26 protein-coding genes are annotated in these 25,812 nt (G+C 50.7%); 1 reads left to right on the top strand and 25 read right to left on the bottom strand.

Features of this window, described 5'->3' with window-relative positions; translation table 11 throughout:
- Position 1 precedes the first annotated feature (1 nt).
- The 12 genes from QWJ20_RS18360 to glmU form a co-directional block, all read right to left on the bottom strand.
- Positions 2-1,714 (bottom strand): glycosyltransferase family 2 protein, encoded by a 1,713-nt coding sequence (locus QWJ20_RS18360; protein ID WP_433993175.1) that lies wholly within the window; start codon positions 1,712-1,714, stop codon positions 2-4.
- Positions 1,705-2,094: an ApeI family dehydratase gene (locus QWJ20_RS18365; protein ID WP_433993176.1), complete on the bottom strand. Its 390-nt coding sequence runs from the start codon at positions 2,092-2,094 to the stop codon at positions 1,705-1,707. Before QWJ20_RS18365 ends, QWJ20_RS18360 begins: the two co-directional genes overlap by 10 nt.
- Positions 2,081-3,436: an AMP-binding protein gene (locus tag QWJ20_RS18370; protein WP_433993191.1), complete on the bottom strand. Its 1,356-nt coding sequence runs from the start codon at positions 3,434-3,436 to the stop codon at positions 2,081-2,083. The genes QWJ20_RS18365 and QWJ20_RS18370 overlap by 14 nt, the downstream gene beginning before the upstream one ends.
- A complete protein-coding gene (locus QWJ20_RS18375) occupies positions 3,433-4,008 on the bottom strand; it encodes a hypothetical protein (protein WP_433993177.1) in 576 nt (191 codons plus the stop codon). The genes QWJ20_RS18370 and QWJ20_RS18375 overlap by 4 nt, the downstream gene beginning before the upstream one ends.
- Before the next feature lie 15 nt (positions 4,009-4,023).
- Positions 4,024-4,272 (bottom strand): acyl carrier protein, encoded by a 249-nt coding sequence (locus QWJ20_RS18380; RefSeq protein WP_095701072.1) that lies wholly within the window; start codon positions 4,270-4,272, stop codon positions 4,024-4,026.
- 23 nt (positions 4,273-4,295) lie between these two features.
- On the bottom strand, positions 4,296-4,562 hold the full coding sequence (locus tag QWJ20_RS18385) for a phosphopantetheine-binding protein (RefSeq protein WP_039493950.1): 267 nt from the start codon (positions 4,560-4,562) through the stop codon (positions 4,296-4,298).
- Positions 4,563-4,581: 19 nt separating this feature from the next.
- Positions 4,582-5,370 carry a lysophospholipid acyltransferase family protein gene (locus tag QWJ20_RS18390; RefSeq protein WP_095701073.1) on the bottom strand — a complete coding sequence of 263 codons (789 nt, stop codon included), beginning with the start codon at positions 5,368-5,370 and terminating at the stop codon, positions 4,582-4,584.
- Entirely contained in the window at positions 5,363-6,091 is a 729-nt protein-coding gene (locus QWJ20_RS18395; RefSeq protein WP_433993178.1) for a beta-ketoacyl synthase chain length factor, read from the bottom strand. The genes QWJ20_RS18390 and QWJ20_RS18395 overlap by 8 nt, the downstream gene beginning before the upstream one ends.
- A gap of 69 nt (positions 6,092-6,160) precedes the next feature.
- Positions 6,161-7,228: an SAM-dependent methyltransferase gene (locus QWJ20_RS18400; protein WP_095701075.1), complete on the bottom strand. Its 1,068-nt coding sequence runs from the start codon at positions 7,226-7,228 to the stop codon at positions 6,161-6,163.
- 91 nt (positions 7,229-7,319) lie between these two features.
- Positions 7,320-7,709 carry a hypothetical protein gene (locus tag QWJ20_RS18405; protein ID WP_095993261.1) on the bottom strand — a complete coding sequence of 130 codons (390 nt, stop codon included), beginning with the start codon at positions 7,707-7,709 and terminating at the stop codon, positions 7,320-7,322.
- 267 nt (positions 7,710-7,976) lie between these two features.
- Positions 7,977-9,809, bottom strand: coding sequence for a glutamine--fructose-6-phosphate transaminase (isomerizing) (gene glmS, locus QWJ20_RS18410; RefSeq protein ID WP_174869541.1), 1,833 nt, complete (start codon positions 9,807-9,809; stop codon positions 7,977-7,979).
- A 201-nt stretch (positions 9,810-10,010) separates the two neighbouring features.
- On the bottom strand, positions 10,011-11,381 hold the full coding sequence (gene glmU, locus QWJ20_RS18415) for a bifunctional UDP-N-acetylglucosamine diphosphorylase/glucosamine-1-phosphate N-acetyltransferase GlmU (protein ID WP_433993179.1): 1,371 nt from the start codon (positions 11,379-11,381) through the stop codon (positions 10,011-10,013).
- A gap of 324 nt (positions 11,382-11,705) precedes the next feature.
- Between glmU and pelX the strand changes: the two genes are divergently transcribed.
- Complete coding sequence (gene pelX, locus QWJ20_RS18420; protein WP_433993180.1) at positions 11,706-13,940, top strand: pectate disaccharide-lyase PelX; 2,235 nt, start codon at positions 11,706-11,708, stop codon at positions 13,938-13,940.
- A 305-nt stretch (positions 13,941-14,245) separates the two neighbouring features.
- On the opposite strand, the gene QWJ20_RS18425 is transcribed toward pelX, so the two are convergent.
- From QWJ20_RS18425 to asnC, 13 genes are all read right to left on the bottom strand, one after another.
- Positions 14,246-14,665, bottom strand: a complete 420-nt coding sequence (locus QWJ20_RS18425; protein WP_005976558.1) for a F0F1 ATP synthase subunit epsilon — start codon at positions 14,663-14,665, stop codon at positions 14,246-14,248.
- Positions 14,666-14,684: 19 nt separating this feature from the next.
- Positions 14,685-16,067 carry a F0F1 ATP synthase subunit beta gene (atpD, locus tag QWJ20_RS18430; protein ID WP_039317443.1) on the bottom strand — a complete coding sequence of 461 codons (1,383 nt, stop codon included), beginning with the start codon at positions 16,065-16,067 and terminating at the stop codon, positions 14,685-14,687.
- Positions 16,068-16,113: 46 nt separating this feature from the next.
- Positions 16,114-16,977: a F0F1 ATP synthase subunit gamma gene (gene atpG, locus QWJ20_RS18435; RefSeq protein ID WP_039487788.1), complete on the bottom strand. Its 864-nt coding sequence runs from the start codon at positions 16,975-16,977 to the stop codon at positions 16,114-16,116.
- Positions 16,978-17,029: 52 nt separating this feature from the next.
- Positions 17,030-18,571 (bottom strand): F0F1 ATP synthase subunit alpha, encoded by a 1,542-nt coding sequence (gene atpA, locus QWJ20_RS18440; protein ID WP_005976551.1) that lies wholly within the window; start codon positions 18,569-18,571, stop codon positions 17,030-17,032.
- A gap of 12 nt (positions 18,572-18,583) precedes the next feature.
- Positions 18,584-19,117: a F0F1 ATP synthase subunit delta gene (gene atpH / locus QWJ20_RS18445; protein WP_039498322.1), complete on the bottom strand. Its 534-nt coding sequence runs from the start codon at positions 19,115-19,117 to the stop codon at positions 18,584-18,586.
- Between the two features lie 14 nt (positions 19,118-19,131).
- The gene (atpF, locus tag QWJ20_RS18450) at positions 19,132-19,602 is read right to left on the bottom strand and encodes a F0F1 ATP synthase subunit B (RefSeq protein WP_010681466.1); all 471 of its coding nucleotides are present in this window, start codon (positions 19,600-19,602) and stop codon (positions 19,132-19,134) included.
- Between the two features lie 63 nt (positions 19,603-19,665).
- The gene (gene atpE / locus QWJ20_RS18455; RefSeq protein ID WP_005976545.1) at positions 19,666-19,905 is read right to left on the bottom strand and encodes a F0F1 ATP synthase subunit C; all 240 of its coding nucleotides are present in this window, start codon (positions 19,903-19,905) and stop codon (positions 19,666-19,668) included.
- Between the two features lie 49 nt (positions 19,906-19,954).
- Positions 19,955-20,755, bottom strand: coding sequence for a F0F1 ATP synthase subunit A (atpB, locus tag QWJ20_RS18460; RefSeq protein ID WP_039487786.1), 801 nt, complete (start codon positions 20,753-20,755; stop codon positions 19,955-19,957).
- Between the two features lie 22 nt (positions 20,756-20,777).
- Positions 20,778-21,161 carry a F0F1 ATP synthase subunit I gene (gene atpI / locus QWJ20_RS18465; RefSeq protein ID WP_433993181.1) on the bottom strand — a complete coding sequence of 128 codons (384 nt, stop codon included), beginning with the start codon at positions 21,159-21,161 and terminating at the stop codon, positions 20,778-20,780.
- Between the two features lie 623 nt (positions 21,162-21,784).
- Positions 21,785-22,405, bottom strand: coding sequence for a 16S rRNA (guanine(527)-N(7))-methyltransferase RsmG (gene rsmG, locus QWJ20_RS18470; RefSeq protein WP_433993182.1), 621 nt, complete (start codon positions 22,403-22,405; stop codon positions 21,785-21,787).
- Between the two features lie 82 nt (positions 22,406-22,487).
- Complete coding sequence (gene mnmG, locus QWJ20_RS18475) at positions 22,488-24,377, bottom strand: tRNA uridine-5-carboxymethylaminomethyl(34) synthesis enzyme MnmG (protein ID WP_433993183.1); 1,890 nt, start codon at positions 24,375-24,377, stop codon at positions 22,488-22,490.
- 390 nt (positions 24,378-24,767) lie between these two features.
- Positions 24,768-25,211: an FMN-binding protein MioC gene (gene mioC / locus QWJ20_RS18480; RefSeq protein ID WP_039275940.1), complete on the bottom strand. Its 444-nt coding sequence runs from the start codon at positions 25,209-25,211 to the stop codon at positions 24,768-24,770.
- An 89-nt stretch (positions 25,212-25,300) separates the two neighbouring features.
- Entirely contained in the window at positions 25,301-25,762 is a 462-nt protein-coding gene (gene asnC / locus QWJ20_RS18485) for a transcriptional regulator AsnC (RefSeq protein ID WP_010300103.1), read from the bottom strand.
- Positions 25,763-25,812 lie beyond the last annotated feature (50 nt).

Raw genomic sequence — 25,812 nt, forward strand, 5'->3', positions numbered from 1 at the left:
CTTACTCCTTTTTCCCAGCAGCTTGGCCGTCATCATCAGGCAGGCTCCAGAAATCAAAAAAATTAAACCAGTCGAGCGGGGATTTCAGCGCATAGTGCGCCAGCCGTTCGGCATAGCGATCGACGACCTGCTGTAAGGCTTGCTGTCGGGTTGGACGCGGCAACGCAATGCTCTCGGCAAAGGGCTCGCAGTAGACGCGCAGCTTTTTCTGCTCGCGAATGACAAACATCAGCAACACGGGGCAACGCAGCGCCGCCGCCAGAATAAAAGGCCCTTGAGGAAAAGGCGCTTCTTTTCCCAAAAACGGGCTCCACACCACGCGTCGCACACCGCCGCGCTGACGATTGACCGCCGTGCGATCGCCGACAATCGCCACCCATTCACCGGCATCCAGCTTTTCTTGCAGCATGATGGCGGTATCCGGCCCGATGTCGCTGACGGGGATAAGGTTCACACCGGCCTGCGGGGCAATCTCTTCCAGCACCTGCTTAAAACGCTGGGAGTTTTCAGTAAACACCAGTGCGTTAATCACCAGCCCGCTCACCTGCTGCGCCAGCGCCCGGCACACCTCGATATCACCAAGGTGTGAAGCCAGAATCAGTTGCCCCTTTTGCCTGCTTTGTTCAATGGTTTGCAGAGCGCCGGGGGCAAAATCAATATCGCGGCCCCAGTGTAGATCGCCGCGCCAGCTGGCGATTTTATCCAGCATCGCCTGACCAAAACGGAGGAAATGGTGATAGCTGTTGAGCGGTTTAGGCAGCGGGATATCGTGCTGACCCGCATACTCCCCGACTTGCCGCAGCCATGACTGAGACGCCTGACGCGCGGTACGGCCGGTCAGCCAATAAAACGCGATCACAGGCCAGAGAAACAGCGTAAACACCCCGCGACCTAACCGTTGATATACCGCCAGCATGAACCGCATACCGAGCAGGCCCTTGCGCTCCGACACGCCAGCCCAGTGTTGCTGACGCTGCCGCATTAGCAACAGGGGAATGCGCGGAAGCATGCCGAAAAACAGGCGGGTATGCATCCAGGAAATCCGCAGGTTATCGTGTAGCGCATCGAAATGAGACAGACCGTTTTCTGGATACGTCACCGCCGTGTCAATAAAGCGGCTGGGCGTTCCCGCCCAATACAGACGCACCATAATTTCCGTATCGAAATCCATACGGTGACCGAGAGACTTGCGGGAAAGAAGAGAGACCGTGGCGACAACCGGATAGACACGGAAACCGCACATGCTGTCCTTGATGGAGAGGGATAGCGTTTCAATCCAGACCCAAACATGGGTGACATAGCGCCCATAAAGGCGTGATTTCGGTACAGAGGCATCGTAACGCGGTCGACCGGAAATCAGACAATGCGGGTGCGTTTTCGCCTCATCCAGCAGAAGCGGTGCATCTTCAATCTGATGCTGCCCGTCGGCATCAACCTGTAAAGCATGGCTAAAGCCAGCCTGCGCTGCGGCGTCGATACCACGAATCACCGCCGCACCTTTGCCGCTGTTGTGCGCTAATCGAATCAGCGTCACACCGTCATTTTCCGCGGCCAGCTGAGCGAGAACGTGTTGCGTTGCCGCATCGCTTCCATCATCAACAATGAAAACGGGCAGCGCTAGCGGTGCCAAACGTGCCAGCACTGACGCCATCATGGCACCGTGGTTATAACAAGGGATCACCACGCAGGGCGAGAAGGCGCCATTTACTGACATGGGCGATCTTCCATCATCGGCGTGAGCTTTATTTTCCCGCTGCTAGCCGTGCGCTCAGCCTCGCCATCCAGAAGGGTGTAGCTAAAGGCCAGCTGTTGCTTTCCGGCGTTCCAGGTCAGCACCAGACGCAGCGTTTTGCCGGGCAAAATCGGCTGCTGGAATTTAATGTTCTCAATGGACAAGAACGTCCACCCTTGCGCCAGCACCGTCGTTGCGTAATGCATGACCCAATCCAGCTGTGCCACGCCAGGCAATAGCGGCTGGCCCGTAAAGTGGCCCTTGAACCAGAACAGTTCAGGGTCAGCCTGTAGCATCAATTCAATCTGAGACGTTTCATCCGTCTTTTTTACATCGTGCCGGGCAAGCTCAACGGGCAACATGAAACAATTCCTGTATCTGCGGCCAGGCACGTTTACTCTGGCTATTGTGGGGAATAACGTCGACAACGCGCCAGAAACGCGGCATCGCTAACGGCTCCAGCCATTTTTGCAATTCATGCCGCCATTGGCGTTTCAAATTCGGTAAGTCATCGGCCTTATTGGGAGTATTCAACACCAGCACCACGCCAATACCGCTCCGCTCCGGGCGCGTCACCTGAAGCGCAACCGCATCAGCAATGTCGGGCAGATCAAGTAAACGCCGTTCTATCTCGCTTAGCGAGATGCGCTTATCTTCGATCTTCACCACGCGGTCGTGTCGGCCGCACAGCTGAAAATGCCCCGCGTCATCAAACGCCAATCGGTCATCCAGCTTGTGCCCCTGAGCATGTGGAATCAGCGCCGACTGCGCCCACCAGTTATCTTGTTCATCATGCCTCAGCGACACGCCGGGGAACAGCTGCCACGGCACGGTATCCGTCTCACGCGAGCGCCATGCTAAAACGCCCGTTTCTGTACTGCCGTATATCTCATTGATGGGTTGCCTAAACCACTCTGCCGCAGCCTCGGCATGCAGCCAGGGCAAGGTTCCCCCCGCAGAGACGATTAACGAACACAAGGGAGCGGGGAGCGCACGATCGATACGGCGTAAGAATGCCGGGCTACTGATAAACACGTAACGCCGCTGGCGATCTTGTGAAGTAAGCTGTTCGGTATAAAGCAGTTGGCGGCTATCAAAGCGCAGCCCCAGCGCCATCGGCAGCCAGATGCGAAACGTCAGCCCATACAAATGCTGGTGGGTGACGGAAGCGATCACATCACAGCCTTGCAAACGTGTGCCCCAGCGATCCGCCAGCCAACGCGACTCTTCATCCAGACAGCGTACCGGTTTAACAATCTGACGAGGCTTTCCGGTGGAGCCTGACGTGAACAACACGACACAGGCATCATCCGGTATAGAGGGCAACACGGCATCAGCGACGCTCTCCGTCTCCGCCGTCAGGCCAAACACCGGGCAATCCAGATTCAGGGACACATCGGTCAACACCCCGTCAAATTCATCCGCCTGTTCTTCTAATACGGATTGGCGACAATGGCCGGGGATAACCGGGGTTTTTCCCGCATGCAGAGCAGCCAGAAGCCCGATAGTAAAGCGATAGCTGTCTTCAAAACACAGCGCCCAGCGCGTCTCCTGTCGCAGACTTAGCTGCTGACAAAGCGCGATCACCTGCGCTTTCAACGACCCCAGCGTAAACGTACTGGCACCATTACTGGCAACAATGCGCTGAAGGGAATCATTTCCCGCCAGCCAGTCATTGACGGCGCGGACAGTCGACCCGTTCATACGCGCTTCTTCAGACGCTGGCGTATCAACCACTCTCCCCCCATCAACAACCCCATAAGCACATAGCTGATCACGCCATTCCATAACGTCCACCAATGAAGATTGCCGACAAGACAGGTCAGCACGGCGATACTGCCGTTAAAAATAAAGAACCAACACCAGACTTTCGTCACGCGACGCGTATAGGCAATGGCCTGAGCAGGGAGTTCTGGTTCCTGAAGGCGGGCAAGACGCTCGACAAGCGGCATACCGCGATAAAGCGATCCACCAAACAGCATCAACATGACGCTATTTACCGCAACGGGATACCACAGCAGCCAACCGCCATCGCGCAGTAATAAACTGGCAACGGAAAGCACCACCCCAGCCGCGGCCAGCCACAGCGCAGTCCCTTTGAATGCCTTGTTTTCAAATAAATTGTTTTCATCACGCAACGTAGCGAAACGCAGAACAAACATCAGCGCCAATACCGCGAGTAACCAGCGATACTCAGGGTGCGTGATGCTAAACCAGGCCAGAAAAGGCCAGGCGAGCGTCATTAAGATGTTCAGACTACTTATCAGCACACGCATCACTTGGCGAACTCATCAACCTTCACGGAGTAGGTCTTCTACCGCATCAACCACATCCTGCACGGTACGCACCGATTTAAAAATTTCTGGCGATATTTTTCGCCCGATGCGTTTTTGCAGGTGAACCACCATATCAACCGCATCAATGCTATCTAGCTCAAGATCTTCATAGAGGCGGGATTCAGGTTTGATATCATCAGCATCCAGTTCAAACAGCTTGACCAGTAAGCCAGTAATTTCCTGATAAATTTCGTTTTTATCCATCATCAACTCATTTTATTTTACTATCAGGCACTCACGGCGCGCTGAGTGTTGATAAAAGCTGCAAGGGTTGCAACGGAAAAGAAGTGCTGGCGTACCTCTTCACTTTCCGCAGAAAGCACGACGCCATAACGGTTTTTTACCGCTAATCCCAGTTCAAGTGCATCGATAGAATCCAGACCAAGACCTTCGCCAAAAAGCGGGGCGTCCGTTTCTATTTCATCAACGCTGATATCTTCAAGATTAAGAGAGTCGATAATCATCTCTTTGATTTCAACAAACATACTTTCCATATGTATTTCCAAATGGTGATCAGCTTTCTGGTGTTAAAGATTGCTGCAAAAGGCGATTCAAACGGCGAGCCGCCAAGGATCGCGCCTCTTCAGGCGCCATAAAAGTGTCGTTATTGATGCGTTCGCGTACGCTCACCGTGAAACACGGTTTTTCAGGCGGAATGTGATACCAGCGACTTTGTTTTCCCAATGTTTTTTGGCTACAGCGAATATGCACAACCCGTAAATCACAGCCGCAACGCACCGCAATATTTGCGGCACCGCGTTGCAGGACAAGGGGTTCGCCATAACGCGTACGTGTACCTTCAGGAAAAATAATGATCGCATCACCGTTATCAAGCCGTCGCTGACAGTCCGGCAATAGCGCATCAGACTGGCTGTTAAGCAGGTAATCCGCCGCACGAATGACGCCGCGGAAAAACAGGTTTTTCTGTAAATCGGCCTTAACCAGACAGTCGGCATCTGGCATGACGGATGCCAGCAAAACATAGTCAATTAACGTCGGGTGATTGGCGACAATCAAACAGCTGCGATCGCGCTGTAAGGTTTCGATGCCGTCAATGTGGTAATCCAGCACCCCTAATCTGCGGGCACTGCATAAAAAAAAGCGGAAGCTGGCGGAAATGCTGCGGCGAGCCAACTGGCGGCGGCGAGTAGTATCACGCTGAATCAGCAACACATTGAACCACACCAGAGAAAGCAGTAAGCCGCCAACGCCAAACATGGCAAAACACACGCCGGTCATCATTAATCGCCATAAACGATTCAGATAAGTCGAAGAACGAAGCACCAGCGATGACTCAGACATCCCTTCTCTCCCACGTCCAGTCAACGCGTTCGCCAGATAGGGAAAAACTCGGTTTCTCGGCAAGAAAAGCCTGCAAGAACAACAGGCTTTGTGGTGAATCGCCGCGGTGACATTCCACCTGAGGTCGCGATTCACACACCATTTCATCACCCTCCCCTAGCAATAGGGCGACGGCGTAGGGGTAGCGAGGCATATCTGCCGAAACATGTGGGTGGTAGAAATCAGGGATCGCGCCATCAAAATCAACCAATAGAACATTGCGGTATCCCGCAGCCTGTAATGCCTTCGCTTCGATAAGGCCTTGCTGGAAAGAGTCCATTCCTGCGGCAATCGACGTAGAAACCAGCGGGGCTTTTGCCGTAATCGTCAGGCTTCCCACTGCCGCGTTGTGTACCGACATCGCAAAATCAGTAGGAGAAATATTCTCATTTTCTGACAGCGCCTTCAGGATATTCAGGTTGCGTTCCAGCTCGCCGTGGCGCGAGGTGAAGACAATGGCATCCACCGACTGGCGACGCAGTAGCGCTAACCCACTATCGACCGCCAAACGGCTCCCTTGATTGAGGCGACGAGCCATCATCATGGGTAAATGTCGACATTTATCCAAAGGTTGCTCAGCATTGATAGCAGCAGACACCCGCGACCAATTCAGCCAATCGTCCGCGCTGCTGAGGCCCGGCGCGCTGGCCTGCCAATCAATGATTGAAAATGCTAATCTCATACTGCCTTCTTCCAGTCCGACCTATTTCGGCGTTATCGCTGCAATTTCCCGTTTACGTCCGCTATTTTATTATCGCTTTTTACAGATCAGCAGCGTGTGACCAATACCAATATTATCGATTTGATTTTCAACGATAAATCCAGCCTGCTCTAGTAAAGGTAAAAATCGTCTGGCCGCATAGAAACGGCTGGTGCCATTGGCGAGACAGGTAAAGTAGAGCGAAGAAGCATTCAGGCTAAAAGCCCCAGCTTCCCACCGCTGACGATCCCAAAAAATTTCCAAAATGCAGACCCTGGCATCCGGCTTCATTACGCCGGCGATTTTACGCAGGATAGCCACGATTTGTTCTTCGCTAAAACAGTCGAGGAATTGGCTCATCCACCATATGTCCGCTTCACCCGGCAACGGGCAATCGGAGAGCATATCGACAGCACAGCCCTGAATACGATCAGATTTCCCTGCTTCTGCAATATTTTCTGTCGCCAGCGCAATTTGCTCCGGCAAATCCAAAATCGTCACGTTCACATCACGATCGTAGTCATAGCAGCGCATTGCCCATTTACCGGTATTCCCGCCGACATCGTAGAGATGTTTTGGCTTTAACTGGAAGACATGCGGCAAGGCAGCATCAAATGCGGCATCGGAATAGAAATGATCGAATGCAAACCAACTCGACTTTGCCTGCGGCGGCAGTTGGCTTAACGCTGGATATATTGTCGGCCACTCACCAAAGACTTTTAATCCTGAAGGTTCATTTTTTGCCAACGCCTCATCAAGGTAAAACATCCCCTGATAACAAACATCCTGTGTAAAATCCATGTTGACGCGCGTCATGCGGTCATGGAGCAGATAATGACCAATTTTAGCCAGCGCGTAGGTTTCCTCTTTCTGGATAATAATGCGGCCACTCAGCCCGACATCCAGCAGCAGTTCAACGGCGTAACGATTTAATGAGGTAATGGCAACGATGTCATCAAGATTGGCTCCCTGATGACCGCGCTTATCCAGAAAATCTAAAATACCGTGGTTACGCAGATTGATAGCAGCCTGAAACAGCATGGGGGCAAACGCAATTCGCTGCGCTTCAGTAATAGCATCCAGCGCGCTGACATTATCTTTGTCATATCCGTAATACACTGACTTTTCCCTTGAGGTCGGACAAAAATGATCAGAAAAGAACAACAAAAAAATAGAGTCGGATAGCAATGAAGATATCCGACTATTAAAATTATTTAATCTGTTGACCGGCAAGTGTTAATTGAATTTCATGATCCAGACTTTTTATCCAATTATTATAATTTCGGTGAATCTTCCCACCTCCTGCCAACAAATTCTCACTTCCAACATAGCTGATGGAATAACTGGTTTGCGAATAGGTAATGCGAACATTTGCCACATGGCTACGCTGAACCAGACGGCCATCAATCGCACCGACATAAGCCTGAGTCATTGCCCACTTACGCTTTTGCCCTGCTTCAATAATGGCATTCTTTACCTGTTCAGTGGTGTGCTGCCCAGCGATGGACTGTGTCACATTCGCTACCGGAACCGTACGCTCAGCACAACCCGTCAATATAAGAACAGAGACTAAAGCGGCGAAAATAATCTGTTTTTTCATAAAATCCCTATCAAACAAAAACATCACTGCCAAAAAAGAATTCGTCTCTGATGCAAGATGTAAAATTAATGCATCATTAAAACTATTTTACACAAAATAGAGATAACCTGACAAAAGAAACATGGTTCCCTGCCTCAGGTTTTTATCAAACAGATATCTGTAGTGTGAGGCAGAACAATAATCACAATTAAAAAATGGATATAAAAAAATCCGCCTTATGCTTTGCGACATAAGGCGGACGATCGTGACGAACAAAATACCGGAAAGTTACTCTACCGTAACGGATTTCGCCAGGTTACGTGGCTGATCGACATCGGTGCCTTTAATCAGCGCGACGTGATAAGACAGCAGCTGCAACGGCACCGTATAGAAGATTGGCGCAATCACTTCTTCGATATGCGGCAGTGGAATAATCTTCATATTTTCGCTGCTGGTGAAACCCGCATCTTCGTCAGCGAAGACATACAGCTCACCGCCGCGCGCCCGAACTTCTTCAATGTTGGATTTCAATTTCTCCAACAGCTCGTTGTTCGGTGCCACGACGACAACCGGCATATCAGCATCAATCAGCGCCAGCGGGCCGTGTTTCAGCTCGCCTGCCGCATAGGCTTCCGCGTGGATGTAAGAGATCTCTTTCAGCTTCAGCGCCCCTTCCATCGCGATCGGGTACTGATCGCCACGGCCGAGGAACAGCGCATGGTGCTTGTCAGAGAAACCTTCCGCCAGAGCTTCGATGAGCTTGTCCTGAGACAGCATCTGCTCAATACGCGCTGGCAACGCCTGCAAACCATGAACGATTTCATGCTCAATTTTTGCATCCATACCGCGCAGGCGGCCAACACGCGCCACCAGCATCAGCAGAACGGTAAGCTGAGTAGTAAAGGCTTTGGTTGAGGCCACGCCAATCTCTACGCCCGCTTTGGTCATCAGCGCCAGATCGGATTCACGCACCAGCGAGGAGCCCGCAACGTTACAGATAGCCAGCGATCCCAGATAGCCCAGCTCTTTGGACAAACGCAGTGCTGCCAGCGTATCCGCCGTTTCACCGGATTGAGACAGGGTAATCATCAGGCTGTTCTTACGCACGGCAGGTTTGCGGTAGCGGAATTCGGAAGCAATCTCCACGTCGCACGGAATCCCGGCCAGTGCTTCAAACCAGTAGCGGGAAACCATACCGGAGTTGTAGGACGTCCCGCAGGCAATAATCTGAACGTGTTCAACCTTCGCCAGCAGCTCATCCGCTTTCGGGCCTAACTCAGACAGATTGATCTCACCGTGGCTGAAACGCCCTTCAAGGGTGTTCTTGATCGCCATCGGCTGTTCGTAAATCTCTTTTTGCATGTAGTGACGATACGCGCCTTTGTCACCGGCATCGTAATTCACTTTTGATTCAATTTCTTCGCGTGCGGCAAGCTGGCCGGATTTATCAAACACGCGCACATCACGACGGGTGATTTCCGCGATGTCGCCTTCTTCCAGGAACATAAAGCGACGCGTCACAGGCAGCAACGCCAGCTGATCGGAGGCGATGAAGTTTTCACCAACACCACGGCCAATCACCAGCGGGCTACCAGAACGAGCGGCAACCAATACGCTTGGGTCACGGTTATCCAACACCACCATGCCATACGCACCGCGCAGCTGTGGGATCACGCGCTTAACGATTTCAACCAGCGTTCCGCCATTCTGCTGCTGTTCGAAATGAACCAGATGGGCAACCACTTCCGTATCGGTTTCGGAGACAAAACGATAGCCGCGACCGATCAACAGTTCGCGCAGCGGCTCGTGGTTTTCGATAATGCCGTTATGAACGATAGTGATATGTTCAGAAACATGCGGGTGTGCGTTCTCTTCAGAAGGTTCGCCATGCGTTGCCCAACGGGTATGAGCAATGCCGGTACCGCCGTGCAGTTCATGCTCTTCGGCTGCCTGAGACAGCACCTGCACTTTCCCCAGACGGCGCAAACGGGCGACATGTCCTTCGCTGTCAACAACCGCCAGACCCGCAGAGTCATAGCCGCGGTACTCAAGACGGCGTAAACCTTCCAACAAAATTTCAGCAACATCACGTTGCGCAACTGCGCCTACAATTCCACACATCGATGGTATTCCTATAAAAGTGACATATTGTGTCACCAGGGATGTCTTAGACCTGATTGTTCCGGTTTTTCCGGGTTCCCCGAGCCTTGTAGAGAGTTGGGGATTATTATGTTTTGTTCTGTACTCTGGGATCGACCCACACAGGGGATCGGCCAAAGTACAGGACAAAACTGCCTCCGCTGCGTGCAGAGGCATTGAATATTATTTCTTTTTCACCGGACGTTGCCAGCCGGAAATATGCCGTTGTTTCACGCGGCCGACCACCAGCTCATTCTCTGCCACGTCGCGCGTCACCGTCGTTCCCGCGCCGATAGTCGCACCGCTGGCAACGCTAACGGGTGCCACCAGTTGACTATCCGAACCGACAAAGACATCGTCACCAATAATCGTTTTATGTTTATTCGCGCCGTCATAATTACAGGTGATCGTTCCCGCGCCAATATTAACACCGGAACCGATATCCGCATCACCCAAATAGCTAAGGTGACCCGCTTTTGATCCTTTACCTAAACGCGCTTTTTTCAGTTCGACAAAGTTGCCAACATGCGCGCCCTCAGCCAGTTCCGAGCCTGGACGCAGGCGGGCAAATGGGCCAACGGTACACTGTGCTTCTAGTACTGCATCTTCCAACACGGAATAAGGGCTGATCTCACTGTCATCGCCAATGATGCAGTTTTTGATCACGCAACCAGCACCGATTTTCACTCGGTTACCCAGCTTAACATTGCCTTCCACGACCACATTGATATCAATCACGACATCGCGACCATGAGCCAGTTCGCCACGCAGATCAAATCGAGCCGGATCGAGCAGCATCACCCCCGCCAGCAGCAGCTTATCTGCCTGTTCACGCAGATAAACTCGCTCCAGCGCCGACAGTTGCAGACGGTTATTGACGCCCTCAACTTCGCTCAGTCGCTCGGGATGGACCGCTTCGACACGCTGACCTTCTTCCGCTGCCATCGCAATAATATCGGTGATGTAAAACTCGCCCTGTGCGTTGTTGTTATTCAACTGGCTTAACCAACGCTTCAGATCCTTGCCGTTCGCGATCAGAATACCGGTATTGATTTCGTTAATCTGGCGCAGTTCTTCGCTGGCATCTTTGTGCTCGACGATCCCGACGACAGCACCTTTTTCACGCACAATTCGCCCATAGCCCGTCGGATCGTCCAGCTTCACCGTCAACAGACCGATACCGCCCTGCGGCTTAGCCTCACGTAAACGCCCCAGCGTTTGCGATGAAATCAGCGGCACATCGCCATACAACATCAAGATATCTTCATCATCAGCAAAATGAGGTGCGGCTTGCTGCATCGCATGCCCGGTTCCCAGCTGTTCTGCCTGCAATACCCAGTTCAACGCCGGATCGGCCAATTCACGTTTTAGCAAATCGCCGCCGTGGCCATAGACCAGATGAACGTGCTGTGCGCCTGTCGTCATCGCAGCGTCAATAACGTGCTGAACCATCGGTTTACCCGCCAGTTTATGCAGCACCTTGGGAAGGTCGGAATACATACGGGTTCCTTTACCCGCAGCAAGGATCACCACACTCATCGCACTATTTGACATAAGTATCCTGACAGTACGGAGCCACCGCTCCGCAAGAATAAAATGGCTAGCCTGTTACGGCATGAATAACCAGAGTTTACCGAAACTCATGCTCAACGCGGATACTTTTTGGTGAGTTTTTTCTGAAAATCTCGCTCAAAACGACGAATGTTCACGAGAAGAAGATACAAGCACCATACTCTCAACCTAAACAGAAATGACACAGGGTTTCATAAAAAACAGACTTTGTTTTTAAGTATTTCCATTTGTGACATACACAAAAGAAACAGCGTTTCATTTATAGCAATATACGCGGGCAAATAATTCAATAACGAAGGAGATACAATGAAACGTTGTTCTTCACAAAAATGTGATTCATTACGGAAACACCGTTCTTCACGCCTCGCAGCCGTCGCGTTGACGAATGCATTACTCTTTAGCTTTAGTACACACGCCGCGACAGAATCAACCCCTGTCTGGCACGGCATCGCCTTTGGTCAATCAACAGACGTAAACTTCTCATCCAATGTCCTGCCGGAAAAAATTGGTGTTAACGACGTCACCATTAACGGCAAAAAATTAGCACCGGGGGATAACGCTGATTTGTCCGCACCTATCACGATCGAAAGTCGTGGCGGAAAGATTGCCAACACCCATGACGGGCTGACGTTCTTCTATACGCAGCTGCCTGCAAATGTGAATTTTACGCTTCAGTCTGATATTACCGTGGAACAGTTTGGGCCAGAAAACGGCGCCAAGCCTGCTGCTCAGGAAGGGGCGGGGATTCTGGTGCGCGATATTATTGGCGTGCCACGTCAGGAACCGCTGAAAGAAGGGTATGAGGAATTCCCTGCGGCATCCAACATGGTGATGAACGCCATCATGACGCAGGATAAGAAGTCTCATACCGAAATCAAGCTGCAGGCTATTTTGCGTAATGGCGTCACACAGCCGTGGGGCAATGCCGGCGCGAAAATTACCAAGACCAGCTACCAGGAAAATGTGAATCTGGAGCAAACGCCAACGTTCCGTCTGAAACTGGAACGTACCAACGACGGCTTTATTACCTCTTATGCGCCGAAAGGCACGGATAACTGGGTATCAAAAGAAGTTAAAGGCGCAGATGCCGTCACCAAGCTGGATAAAGACCACTACTACGTCGGTTTCTTTGCTTCCCGTAACGCAAAAATCACCGTCAGCAATGCACAGTTGACGACAACGCCAGCGCAAACCAAAGCGTCACCGGAGTTCAAGGCTAAGGCCTATGATCCTTTGCTTCAGGTGATGTCATCGCCTAAAACCACCAGCGAACACTATGTGGTTCAGGCAAGAGCCAATTACGATGGCACGATCGCGGTTTCGCAAGACGGTAAATCTCTGGGTGATGCGAAGCAGGTAAAAGCGGGAGAAACCTTATCTCTGCCAGCGAAAATTGCCGCTAACGGTGCTGAGTTCAAAATTGCCTACCAGCCTGCGGAAGGCGATGATAAAGCCGTAAAAGAGAGTACGTTCAAGGTTGAAAGAGTGGCTTATGCAGACGCTAAAAATCTGTATGTTTCGCCACAAGGTTCAGCCAGCAATGACGGCAGTAAAAATGCACCGATCGATTTAGCCAGCGCCGTCGCCGCTCTGCCAGCTGGTGGCACAATCTGGCTCAACGATGGTGATTACAGCGCAACTGAAATCCCTGTCAGCGCCAGCGGTCAGCAAAAAACCGTTAAGAACCTGTTTGCTGTCGGCAATAAAGCCGTGATTCATGGCCTACAGCTGAAAGCGAGCCATTGGCATGTTAAAGGGATTGAAATCACAGAGAAACCGTTCCGTATCGAAGGAAGCTACAACACCATCGAACGCGTTCTGGCCCACCACGCTGACGATACCGGTATTCAAGTGACCTCGACTGGTGATGTGGGTAGACCACTGTGGGCCAGCCATAACCTGATTCTGAATTCAGAATCTCACAGCAATCAGGACCCAGGTAAAATTAACGCCGACGGCTTCGCGGTGAAAATGCGTGTGGGTGAAGGCAACGTGATTCGCGGCGCGTTCTCGCACAACAACATCGATGACGGCTTTGACCTGTTTAACAAAATTGAAGACGGCGCAAACGGCGTTGTGGTGATCGAGAATTCAATTGCCATGAACAACACCAGCAACGGCTTCAAAATGGGTGGCGAAGGCCAGCCAGTGGCGCATCAGGTCAAAAATAGCATTGCTGTAGGCAACAAACTTGATGGTTTCACTGACAACTTCAACCCTGGTGCATTGATCGTTGAAGACAACATCGCGTTAGATAACGAACGCTTTAACTTCATTTTCCGTCCAAGCCCTTACTCTGGCCCGGAAAAACAGGGCGTCTTCAAGAACAACGTTTCGCTGAAAACCAAAGCGGGTAAATATGATGATGCGGTTGTCGGCAATATCGATAACACCAACTATTTCATCAAAGGCGACCGTTCGGTTAACGCGCAAGGTAAGGAAATCACCGTAAATAATTTCGTGTCGGTAGCCATCCCTGAGACGTTTACGCGTGATGCCAAAGGCAATCTGGTACTTGGCGACTTCCTGAAGAAAAAATAAGTCACTTCAAATAAACCCCGCCTAATAAGGTGGGGTTGCTAATAAAACGCGTCGAGCGCGGTAGTAACGGATAGATCGTAAAGACGCTGTAAACACATCCGTGTGCGCTCGGCTTGCGCCATCCCTGGCGCAAACGCTTTACTCTTCTATTCCGTTACTACCGTTTTCGTTCGGTAAATAGGTTTGTCTACGATCTGAATGCCTGCTCTTGCAGGCATTTTTTATCTCGGCGTATAACCTCAGCTTAAATAAAAAAGGCCAGTCAGTGTGAACTGACTGGCCTTCAATTATTGCAAGCTTATCTGTTACATCGCTTTTCTGGTCAGCTCGATAACACGCAGCTTCGCAATCGCTTTAGTCAGCTCTGCGGAAGCCTGAGCATAATCCACATCGCCATGCGAATTGCGGATATGATCTTCAGCTTTGCGTTTCGCTTCCAGCGCACGTGCTTCATCCAGATCCTGCCCACGGATAGCGGTATCAGACAGTACGGTGACCATATTCGGCTGCACCTCAAGGACGCCGCCAGAAAGATAGATATACTCTTCTTCACCGTGCTGCTTAACGATACGAATCATACCCGGCTTAATGGCAGTGAGCAGAGGGGCATGTCCCGGATAAATACCCAGTTCGCCTTCGCTCCCCGTTACCTGGATCTTCTGCACCAGACCGGAGAACATTTGCTGTTCTGCACTCACGACATCCAGATGGTAAGTCATAGCCATGTCACCCTCCTACAAGGCGTTACAGTTTCTTGGCTTTTTCCACGACTTCTTCAATGGAACCAACCATGTAGAACGCCTGCTCTGGCAGGTGGTCGTATTCGCCTTCCATAATCCCTTTAAAGCCACGGATAGTGTCTTTCAGGGAAACGTATTTGCCCGGAGAACCGGTAAATACTTCCGCTACGAAGAACGGCTGAGACAGGAAGCGCTGAATCTTACGCGCACGGGATACTACCAGCTTGTCTTCTTCAGACAGCTCGTCCATACCCAGAATCGCGATGATGTCTTTCAGTTCCTGGTAACGTTGCAGAATAGACTGCACGCCACGAGCAACATCATAGTGTTCCTGACCAACAACCAGCGGATCCAACTGACGGCTGGTGGAATCCAGCGGGTCAACGGCCGGGTAGATACCCAGAGAAGCGATCTGACGGCTCAGTACCACGGTTGCATCCAAGTGAGCAAAGGTGGTAGCTGGTGACGGGTCAGTCAAGTCATCCGCAGGAACGTAAACGGCCTGAACGGAGGTGATAGAACCGGTTTTGGTTGAGGTGATACGTTCTTGCAGAACGCCCATCTCTTCCGCCAGCGTCGGCTGATAACCTACCGCAGAAGGCATACGACCCAGCAGTGCGGATACTTCCGTACCAGCCAGGGTATAACGGTAGATGTTATCGACGAACAGCAGTACGTCACGGCCTTCATCACGGAATTTTTCCGCCATGGTCAGACCGGTCAATGCTACGCGCAGACGGTTACCCGGCGGCTCGTTCATCTGGCCATACACCAGTGATACTTTATCGATTACGTTGGAGTCGGTCATTTCGTGGTAGAAGTCGTTACCTTCACGGGTACGCTCACCTACGCCTGCAAACACGGAGTAACCGGAGTGCTCGATCGCGATGTTACGGATCAGCTCCATCATGTTTACGGTTTTACCTACACCCGCACCACCGAACAGACCCACTTTACCGCCCTTGGCAAACGGACACATCAGGTCGATAACCTTGATGCCGGTTTCCAGCAGTTCCTGTGAGTTTGACAGCTCTTCATAGCTTGGAGCTGAACGGTGGATAGCCCAACGCTCTTCTTCGCCGATGTCGCCTTTCATGTCGATTGGGTCACCCAATACGTTCATGATACGACCCAGCGTTGCTTTACCTACCGGTACTTCGATCGGGTGGTCCAGGTTATTCACGTTCAACCCGCGACGCAGGCCGTCAGAAGAACCCATTGCGATACAACGAACAATGCCGCCGCCCAACTGCTGCTGCACTTCCAGCACCAGTTTTTCAGCGCCGTTCTCTACCTCAAGCGCATCGTACACTTTCGGTACGGCATCTTGCGGGAACTCGACGTCCACCACGGCGCCGATTACCTGGATAATCTTTCCAGTAGCCATCTTGAATCCTCTACGTAATTCGACAATACGTAATTCGTAAACCTGCTTAAACCGCGGAGGCTCCCCCGACGATTTCGGTGAGTTCCTGGGTGATGCTGGCCTGACGAGCCTTGTTGTATACCAACTGCAGCTCTTTGATCAGGCTACCGCCGTTATCGGTCGCGGCTTTCATCGCAACCATTCGCGCGGCCTGCTCACTAGCCAGATTTTCTACGACGCCCTGATAAACCTGAGATTCTACATAACGGCGCAGCAGGGTATCCAGCAGCGACTTAGGATCGGGTTCATACAGGTAATCCCAGGCTTTCTTCTTCAACTCACCGTCATCCGAAGGCGGTAACGGTAACACTTGAACAACAAGCGGTTCCTGAGACATGGTATTAATAAACTTGTTGCTGACGATATACAGCTTGTCCAGACGACCTTCGTCATAGGCTTGCAGCATAACTTTAACCGGGCCGATCAATTCTGATACGGAAGGGTTATCCCCCATACCGGTAACCTGAGCAACAATGTTTCCGCCTACCGAACCGAAGAAAGAAACCGCTTTGGAACCAACCAGCGCTAAATCAGTTTCAACGCCTTTGTCGCTCCAGGATTTCATATCAGCCAGCAGTTTCTTGAACAGGTTAATGTTCAAACCACCGCACAGGCCACGGTCAGTAGACACCACCAAATACCCAACGCGCTTAACATCGCGTTCTTCCAGGTACGGGTGTTTATATTCCAGATTTCCTAACGCAAGGTGACCAATCACATTGCGTATGGTTTCCGCATAAGGACGGCTGGCCGCCATACGATCCTGCGATTTACGCATTTTGGAAGCGGCGACCATTTCCATTGCTTTGGTGATCTTCTGCGTATTTTGGACGCTTGCGATCTTACTACGTATCTCTTTTGCGCCGGCCATCTTTGCTTCTCCTCAAAGCCTTGCGGCCTGCTTTACAGCAGGCCACCGGGCGTTACCAGGACTGGGTTGCCTTAAAAGTATCGAGGATGCCTTTAAACTTGCCCTCGATCTCATCGTTATAAGCGCCAGTCTGGTCGATTTGTTGCAGAAGTTCGCCATGCTCACGGTCAGCATAAGCCAACAGTGCCGCTTCAAAGCTACCGACTTTCGACAGCTCAACATCTTCCAGATAACCACGTTCCGCCGCAAACAGAACCAGAGACTGCTGTGCGACAGACATCGGCGCATACTGTTTCTGTTTCAACAGCTCGGTCACTTTCTGACCGTGGCTCAACTGCTTACGGGTTGCATCATCAAGATCGGAAGCGAACTGAGAGAACGCTGCCAGTTCACGGTACTGTGCCAGCGCGGTACGAATACCACCGGACAGTTTCTTCATGATCTTGGTCTGTGCTGCACCACCCACACGGGATACGGAGATCCCTGGGTTAACCGCAGGACGAATACCGGCGTTAAACAGGTTGGATTCCAGGAAGATCTGACCATCGGTAATAGAAATTACGTTGGTCGGAACGAACGCAGAAACGTCACCCGCTTGCGTTTCGATGATCGGCAGAGCGGTCAACGAACCGGTTTTCCCTTTCACTTCACCCTTGGTGAATGCTTCAACGTAATCGGCGTTAACACGCGATGCACGCTCCAGCAAACGGGAGTGGAGATAGAAAACGTCACCAGGATAAGCTTCACGACCTGGCGGACGGCGAAGCAGCAGAGAAATCTGACGATAAGCAACGGCCTGTTTAGACAGGTCATCATAAATAATCAGCGCATCTTCACCGCGGTCACGGAAGTACTCGCCCATTGCACAACCAGCATACGGCGCCAGATATTGCAGAGCCGCAGATTCAGACGCGGTAGCAACAACAACAATGGTGTTTTCCAGTGCGCCGTGCTCTTCCAGTTTACGTACCACGTTAGAAATCGTGGAAGCTTTCTGGCCGATAGCGACGTACACACATTTGATACCGGAATCACGCTGGTTGATGATGGCATCGATGGCCAGTGCGGTTTTACCCGTCTGACGGTCACCGATAATCAGCTCACGCTGACCACGACCAATTGGAATCATGGCATCAACGGACTTATAGCCCGTTTGTACTGGCTCATCAACGGACTGACGTTCGATAACGCCAGGCGCAATCGCTTCAACCGCAGAGAAACCGTCGTGATCCAATGCGCCTTTACCGTCAATCGGTGCGCCCAGTGTGTTGACCACACGACCCAGCAGGCCGCGGCCAACTGGAACTTCAAGAATACGGCCGGTGCATTTTACTTTCATGCCTTCAGCCAGATCCGCATACGGACCCATAACTACCGCACCAACGGAGTCGCGCTCCAGGTTCAGTGCGATCGCATAACGGTTACCCGGCAGAGAGATCATCTCTCCCTGCATCACGTCTGCCAGACCGTGGACGCGGATGATTCCGTCGCTGACGGAAACAATAGTACCTTCATTGTGAGCTTCGCTCACCACATTGAACTGAGCAATGCGCTGCTTGATCAGTTCGCTGATTTCGGTGGAATTCAGTTGCATGCTCCAGTCCCCTTAAGACTGCAAGACGTCTGCCAGACGTTCCAGACGACCGCGAATGCTGCCATCTATCACCATATCGCCCGCGCGGATAACCACGCCGGCCATGACAGACTTATCAATTTTGCAATTCAGCTTCACTTTGCGTGACAGACGTTTTTCCATAGCGGCAGCGATCTTTGATTGCTGCTGCTCACTCAACGTGCTGGCAGAAATCACATCGACGTCAACCGTCGATTCCAGAGTTGCCCGCAGTTGAATAAATTGTTCCAGTACTTCAGGAAGCACTGGTAAACGTCCGTTTTCGGCCATCACCTTAATCAGGTTCTGACCGGCTTCATCAAGTTGATCACCACAAACGGCAATAAATGTTTTCGCCAGCTCAATCGGTGCAACCGCACCAGAAAGCAACTCGGCAATCTGCTCATTGCGCGCCACTTCGGCCGAAAATGCCAGCATGTTCTGCCAGCGATCCAAGGCCTGATTCTCAACCGCAAAGTCAAAAGCTGCTTTGGCGTAGGGGCGAGCTACCGTGACAAATTCAGACATCAGCCCCTCCCTCCTTACAGTTCAGCGACCAGTTTATCAACGATGTCGCTGTTAGCAGCTTCATCCACGGAACGTTCAATAATTTTCTCGGCACCGGCAATCGCCAATACGGCAACTTGCTTACGCAGCTCTTCACGAGCACGTTTACGTTCGGCTTCGATTTCAGCCTGCGCCTGCGCCACAATCTTGTTACGTTCAGCTTCCGCTTCAGCTTTCGCCTCATCCAGGATCTGAGCACGGCGTTTGTTCGCCTGCTCGATGATAACCTGAGCATCCGCTTTGGCTTTCTTCAGTTGATCTGTCGCATTGGCCTGAGCCAAGTTCAAATCTTTTTTGGCACGTTCAGCAGAAGCCAGACCGTCAGCAATTTCTTTCTGACGTTTCTCGATGGCTGCCATCATCGGCGGCCATACATACTTCATGCAGAACCAGACAAACAGGACGAACGCAATGGCCTGGCCGAGGATTGTTGCATTAATATTCACAGCACAATGCCTCTTTCAAAGTTAAATAAGTTGATGTTTTAACCTCAGCAGAAAACATTCTGCTTAGGCCACCGCAAACATCACATACAGCCCCAGACCAACAGCGATCATCGGGATGGCGTCAACCAGACCCATGACGATAAAGAACTGTGTACGCAGTAAAGGAATCAGGTCAGGCTGACGAGCAGCACCTTCCAAGAATTTACCACCCAGAATGCCGATACCGATCGCAGCACCGATTGCCGCCAAACCCATCATTAACGCGGCAGCCATGTACAGCAGATCCACACTCAGGTTTTCCATGACAGTCTCCAGTTTGTTTCAGTTAAAAACGTTATTTGTTGAAAGAAAATCAATGCTCTTCAGATGCCATCGAGAGATAAACAACCGTCAGAACCATGAAAATAAAAGCCTGAAGCGTAATAATCAAAATGTGGAAAATAGCCCAAGGCACATTTAACAGCCATTGTGACCACCACGGCAACAGACCGGCAATCAGGATGAAGATCAACTCACCCGCATACATATTGCCAAACAGTCGCAAGCCTAAGGAAATAGGTTTGGACAGCAGGCTGACACCTTCAAGAATCAGGTTGATAGGAATAAATACTGGATGGTTGAACGGCTGCATGGTCAGTTCTTTAACAAAACCACCGAGACCCTTCATTTTGATGCTGTAGAACAGAACCAGAACAAACACCCCAAGCGCCATCGACAGCGTGATGTTCACGTCAGCCGTCGGTACAGCACGCAGATAAGCATGCGCCGGATCGTATCCCAGCAGGCTATAGATACCCGCCCAGGCTTGTGGCAACAGATCGATAGGCAGCAGGTCCATCAGGTTCATCAGGAAAACCCAGACGAAAATGGTCAGTGCCAGAGGAGCAATCAGTTTGCTTTTGCCATGGAACATATCGCGTACGGTGCCATCAACGAAGCCGATAATCAGTTCGACAGCCGTTTGCAGCTTACCTGGCACACCGCTGGTCGCACGTTTCGCTACGCGGTGAAAGATAACCAGAAAGAGGACCCCAAGAGCGATGGAGAAAAACATCGAATCGACGTTGATCGACCAAAAACCCGTCCCGACCTGCAAATGCTGCAAGTGGTGACCGATATACTCTTGCGGAGTAGAGATTTCTCCAGCAGCCATGATGTCTCTTACCCTTTTGTTGTTAATTACGGTAACGATTAATTACGGCCGGTGCCACGATCTGCATAACCAGCACCGATAAATAAGTCAGGCCAAGCGGAAAGAATGCCGCTTTAAACACGCCTAACGCCACCACTAACAGCGCAATGGTGATAAATACCTTGAGCGCTTCGCCAATCGCGAATGACCAGGCCACTCGCCCATCAGCAGGCTTGTGTGACTGATGACGCAAGGTAAACAGCACAAACAACACATTCGGTAACCAGGCTGCCAATCCTCCGCCTAATGCAGAAGCAGCAGCGTTGACGCTATTGAGGCTGAAAGCAGCACTCAACAAAGCAAAAGTCACTAACTGTAGCAACAGCAGCCTTAAGGCTACTTTTCCGCTGTAAAGGGATACAGGCATGACGTTTGCTCTCTCCGTACCTTTTCAGAGGTATACCGAATGACGTATAAAACTGCCTTTACACCACTGAGTCAAGCAGCAAAAAACGAGCAAATTATACGGGTCATACCTGCGAATTCAATCGATAAGTAGCGAAAAGGTGAACAATTATTTAAATTTCTTTCTGAAGCCCCGTTTTTACTAACAATCCTCACGACTCATGTCTGGTGTCATTAATGACTAAAGGCCTCCAATCTGTGATATGACTCACATAAAAGGGCTTACGAATATTTACAACAGGATGTGTCTTTTTTTGTCCTTAGCAATAAAACATATTTATTTTGTTTTATTTCAACAAGTTAATAAAAACCCTATCCCAAAAGCGCAATAAACAACGTTTCAACCACCTATTGACATTATTGATATCGTTTTTTTACTCAATTAACACAAAAATAACTAAATTTTCATGCCGATGATTTATTTTCGCTCGTTATTATTCAGTGCGAAAGTAAAAGGACAACGCTGAAAAAACGAAGATGTAAAATTTCAGTGATCGCGATGCATTCTGGGACAATGCCACCGATAGATGAGATGGCATCCTGACACGCAATATTTAGTTATAATTTTTTTGATAAAAAACAAAATTAGTTTGGTTTAAGCACAACCAAATGGCGCTCACCTTCCAGATCGGGAACGGATAAGCGAACAACCTGATCCAATAGGACACCGTGTGGCAAGGATGACAATTCATCCTCTGGAAGTACGCCTTTTAGAGCATAAAACCGCCCTGTCGGTCTGGCCGGAAGGTGGCTACACCAGCTGATCATGTCCTGCAAAGAGGCAAATGCCCGGCTGATCACACCATCAAAAGGCGGTTCTGCTGGAAACGCCTCAACGCGACTCTGTACTGGCGTGATATTTTCAAGCTGTAGTTCATGCTGAACCTGACGCAGAAAGCGCACACGCTTACCCAGGCTATCCAACAAGGTGAAATGCGAATCAGGGCGAACAATTGCCAATGGAATTCCCGGTAATCCAGGCCCGGTACCCACATCGATAAAACGCTGCCCATGTAAATGTGGCTCAACCACGATACTGTCCATGATGTGGCGGACAAGCATTTGCTGCGGATCGCGTACCGATGTCAGGTTATAAGCTTTGTTCCACTTATTCAGCATGTCAACATACTGTATCAGAAGGTTTTTTTGCTTATCTGAAATCACAATGCCAGCCGCGTTTAGCAGATTATCGAGTGTGTTGCGCACAATAAGATCCCGATGAAAAATATGAGGTTAATAATAAAAATAGCCGGAGAACCGGCTATTTAGGGGATAAGTTTACCTTAAATCAGGCGCTGCGACGCAGCAGACCCTGTTTTTTAAGCCAGATCAGCAGAATGGAGATCGCCGCAGGCGTAATGCCAGAAATCCGTGAAGCCTGACCGATCGACGAAGGTTTATGATCGTTCAGCTTGGCAATCACCTCATTGGACAATCCACTCACCTGTTTATAATCCAGATCGGCAGGCAGCAGTGCGTTTTCATTACGCTGCTGTTTCTCGATTTCATCCTGCTGACGAGCAATATACCCTTCGTATTTGACCTGAATTTCAACCTGTTCGGCAGCCTGCTCGTCGGTTAATCCTGGGGCAAACAGCGGTAGCGCAGTAAGCTGGACGTAATCCACTTCTGGGCGACGCAGCAGTTCTTCACCATTCGCTTCACGGGACAACGGGGTCTTCAGCAGTGAGTTGATCTGGTCTAGCTGCTCAGATTGCGGGTGAACGTGAATGTCGCGCAGGCGCTGACGCTCTTTTTCAATACTCTCGAGCTTCTCGTTGAAACGTGCCCAGCGATGATCGTCGACCATTCCCAGCTCACGACCCATTTCAGTCAAACGCAGATCGGCGTTATCTTCACGCAGCATCAGACGATATTCAGCGCGTGAGGTAAACATGCGGTAGGGTTCTTTCGTCCCCAGCGTACAGAGATCGTCAACCAACACGCCGAGATAAGCTTGATCGCGACGTGGAGACCAGCCTTCCTTATCGGCAGCCAGTCGAGCCGCATTCAGCCCTGCCAGCATGCCTTGTGCGGCGGCTTCTTCATAACCTGTAGTGCCGTTGATCTGTCCCGCGAAGAACAAGCCATGAACAAATTTGTTTTCCAGCGTAGGTTTCAGATCGCGAGGATCGAAGAAATCGTATTCAATCGCATAGCCAGGACGAACGATGCGTGCATTTTCCATCCCTGCCATTGAGCGAACAATCTGCCACTGGACGTCAAACGGCAAACTGGTTGAGATCCCGTTAGGATAGATTTCGTTGCTGGTCAGTCCTTCTGGTTCAAGAAAGATCTGATGTGTATTTCGATCGGCAAAGCGCATGACTTTGTCTTCGATCGATGGGCAATAGCGTGGGCCGATCCCTTCGATGATCCCGGCATACATTGGGCTACGATCCAGATTATTACGGATCACATCATGGGTCTTCTCGTTGGTATGCGTGATGTAGCACGGCATTTGTGCCGGATGCTGGCTCGCATTCCCCAGGAATGAGAAAACCGGCATCGGGTTGTCACCGTGCTGTTGAGCCAGCACGCTAAAATCAATCGTTCTGGCGTCAATTCGTGGCGGCGTACCGGTTTTCAGGCGGTTGACGCGCAGAGGCAGTTCACGCAGGCGGCGCGCGAGGGGAATGGAAGGCGGATCGCCTGCACGGCCACCGCTGTAGTTATCCAGCCCAATATGAATTTTGCCATCAAGGAAAGTGCCTACCGTCAACACCACGGCTTTTGCACGGAATTTTAGTCCCATCTGGGTAACTGCACCGACGACGCGATCGTTTTCCACGATCAGATCGTCAACAGCCTGCTGGAAGATCGTCAGGTTTGGCTGATTCTCCAGTGCGGTGCGAACAGCCTGACGATAGAGCACGCGATCCGCTTGTGCGCGCGTTGCTCTGACGGCCGGGCCTTTACTGCTGTTTAGTATCCTAAACTGTATACCTGCCTGATCGACGGCACGCGCCATCAAGCCTCCCATGGCATCGATCTCTTTAACCAGATGACCTTTCCCAATACCGCCGATCGCCGGGTTGCAAGACATTTGTCCCAGCGTGTCGATATTGTGTGTGAGCAAAAGCGTCTGTTGGCCCATTCGGGCAGAAGCCATTGCTGCTTCTGTTCCGGAATGACCGCCACCGATCACGATGACGTCAAATGGATCTGGATAAAACATGGTACTGCTCCTCGCATTATCGCGAATGATGAGTGGCGAACGATCGTTATTTGCCCTGGGGAGGGGATTCTACTCAACTTTGAGCCAACGACCAAGTCCGTTGGATCCTCGTTAATTAAAGAAAGATCTTTTTATTTAAAGATCTCTTTATTAGATCTCTTATTAGGATCGTCATGTTGTGTGGATAAGTGATTATTCATATTAAAGATCAAGAGAATGGAGATGATCCTTACCTGTGAATGATCGGTGATCCTAGCCAGTATAAGCTGGGATCTTAATGCGGAGTTATACACAGGACAAAAAACATACTTGGGTTGTTATTGGGATAACTACTGCTTTTACACCTGAAATAAGCATAGTTATCCACATTCAACTGCCGAATATTTCATCTTATTTGAGTAAATTAACCCATGATCCTAGCCATTCTTCTGCTGGATCTTCTGGAATTTGATGCTGGGTGATGTCGATCTCGAGGATTTCACCGATCCGTTTGGCCCCTAATTGAGCTAGTACACGATCCGCTGTTTGGATCGCGCCACAGAACGTGTCGTACTCTTTACTACCGATCCCCACTGCACCGAAACTCACCTGAGAAAGATCGGGCTTTTGCTGTTCCAGCTGTTCAAACAGTGCTTTCAGGTTGTCAGGGAATTCCCCTGCACCGTGTGTAGACGTCACCACCAGCCATACACCGCTTTCAGGCAGTGCATCAAGCGTGGGGCCATGGAGAGTTTCAGTGGAAAAATCATCCTTCTCCAGCAGTTCAGCCAAATGCTCTGCAACGTATTCGGCACTGCCAAGGGTACTGCCACTGATTAAGGTAATGTCTGCCATAGCGATCCCATCCGATAAAAGACGGGACATTGTACGCTGTGATCTGGCTGGGATCTACCTGTGGATAATATGGGTATAGGAAAAAAGCATTACGGCGCGATCGTCCGCATGATGGGGTTTTGCAGGGAGATCAGTGTTTCAGTGGACTGAATTTCATCAATTGTTTGGATCTTGTTGATAAGCACATGTTGCAGTGCCTCGATCGAGCGGCACATGACCTTAATAAAGATGCTGTAATGCCCCGTGGTGTAGTAGGCCTCGACCACTTCTTCCAGATTGTTCAGCTTCTCCAGCGCAGAGGGATAATCTTTGGCGCTTTTCAGAATGATGCCAATAAAACAGCATACGTCATAGCCCAGCTGTTTTGGATTCACATCCAGACGTGTACCGACAATGATGCCCGCCTGCTTCATTTTTTCCACCCGAACGTGGATCGTGCCTGGACTGACGGAAAATTGTTTTGCCAGTTCGGCATAAGGCGTGCGTGCATTTTCCATTAAGGCGGAAAGAATGCCGCGATCGAGATTATCGATCTGATAAATTTCTGCCACTTTGAGCCCCCTATTTTATCGAATAATGATTTTATACCGCTATAAAATGA

It is taken from the genome of Pectobacterium sp. S5, from assembly GCF_051707265.1.
Taxonomy (GTDB): domain Bacteria; phylum Pseudomonadota; class Gammaproteobacteria; order Enterobacterales; family Enterobacteriaceae; genus Pectobacterium; species Pectobacterium polare.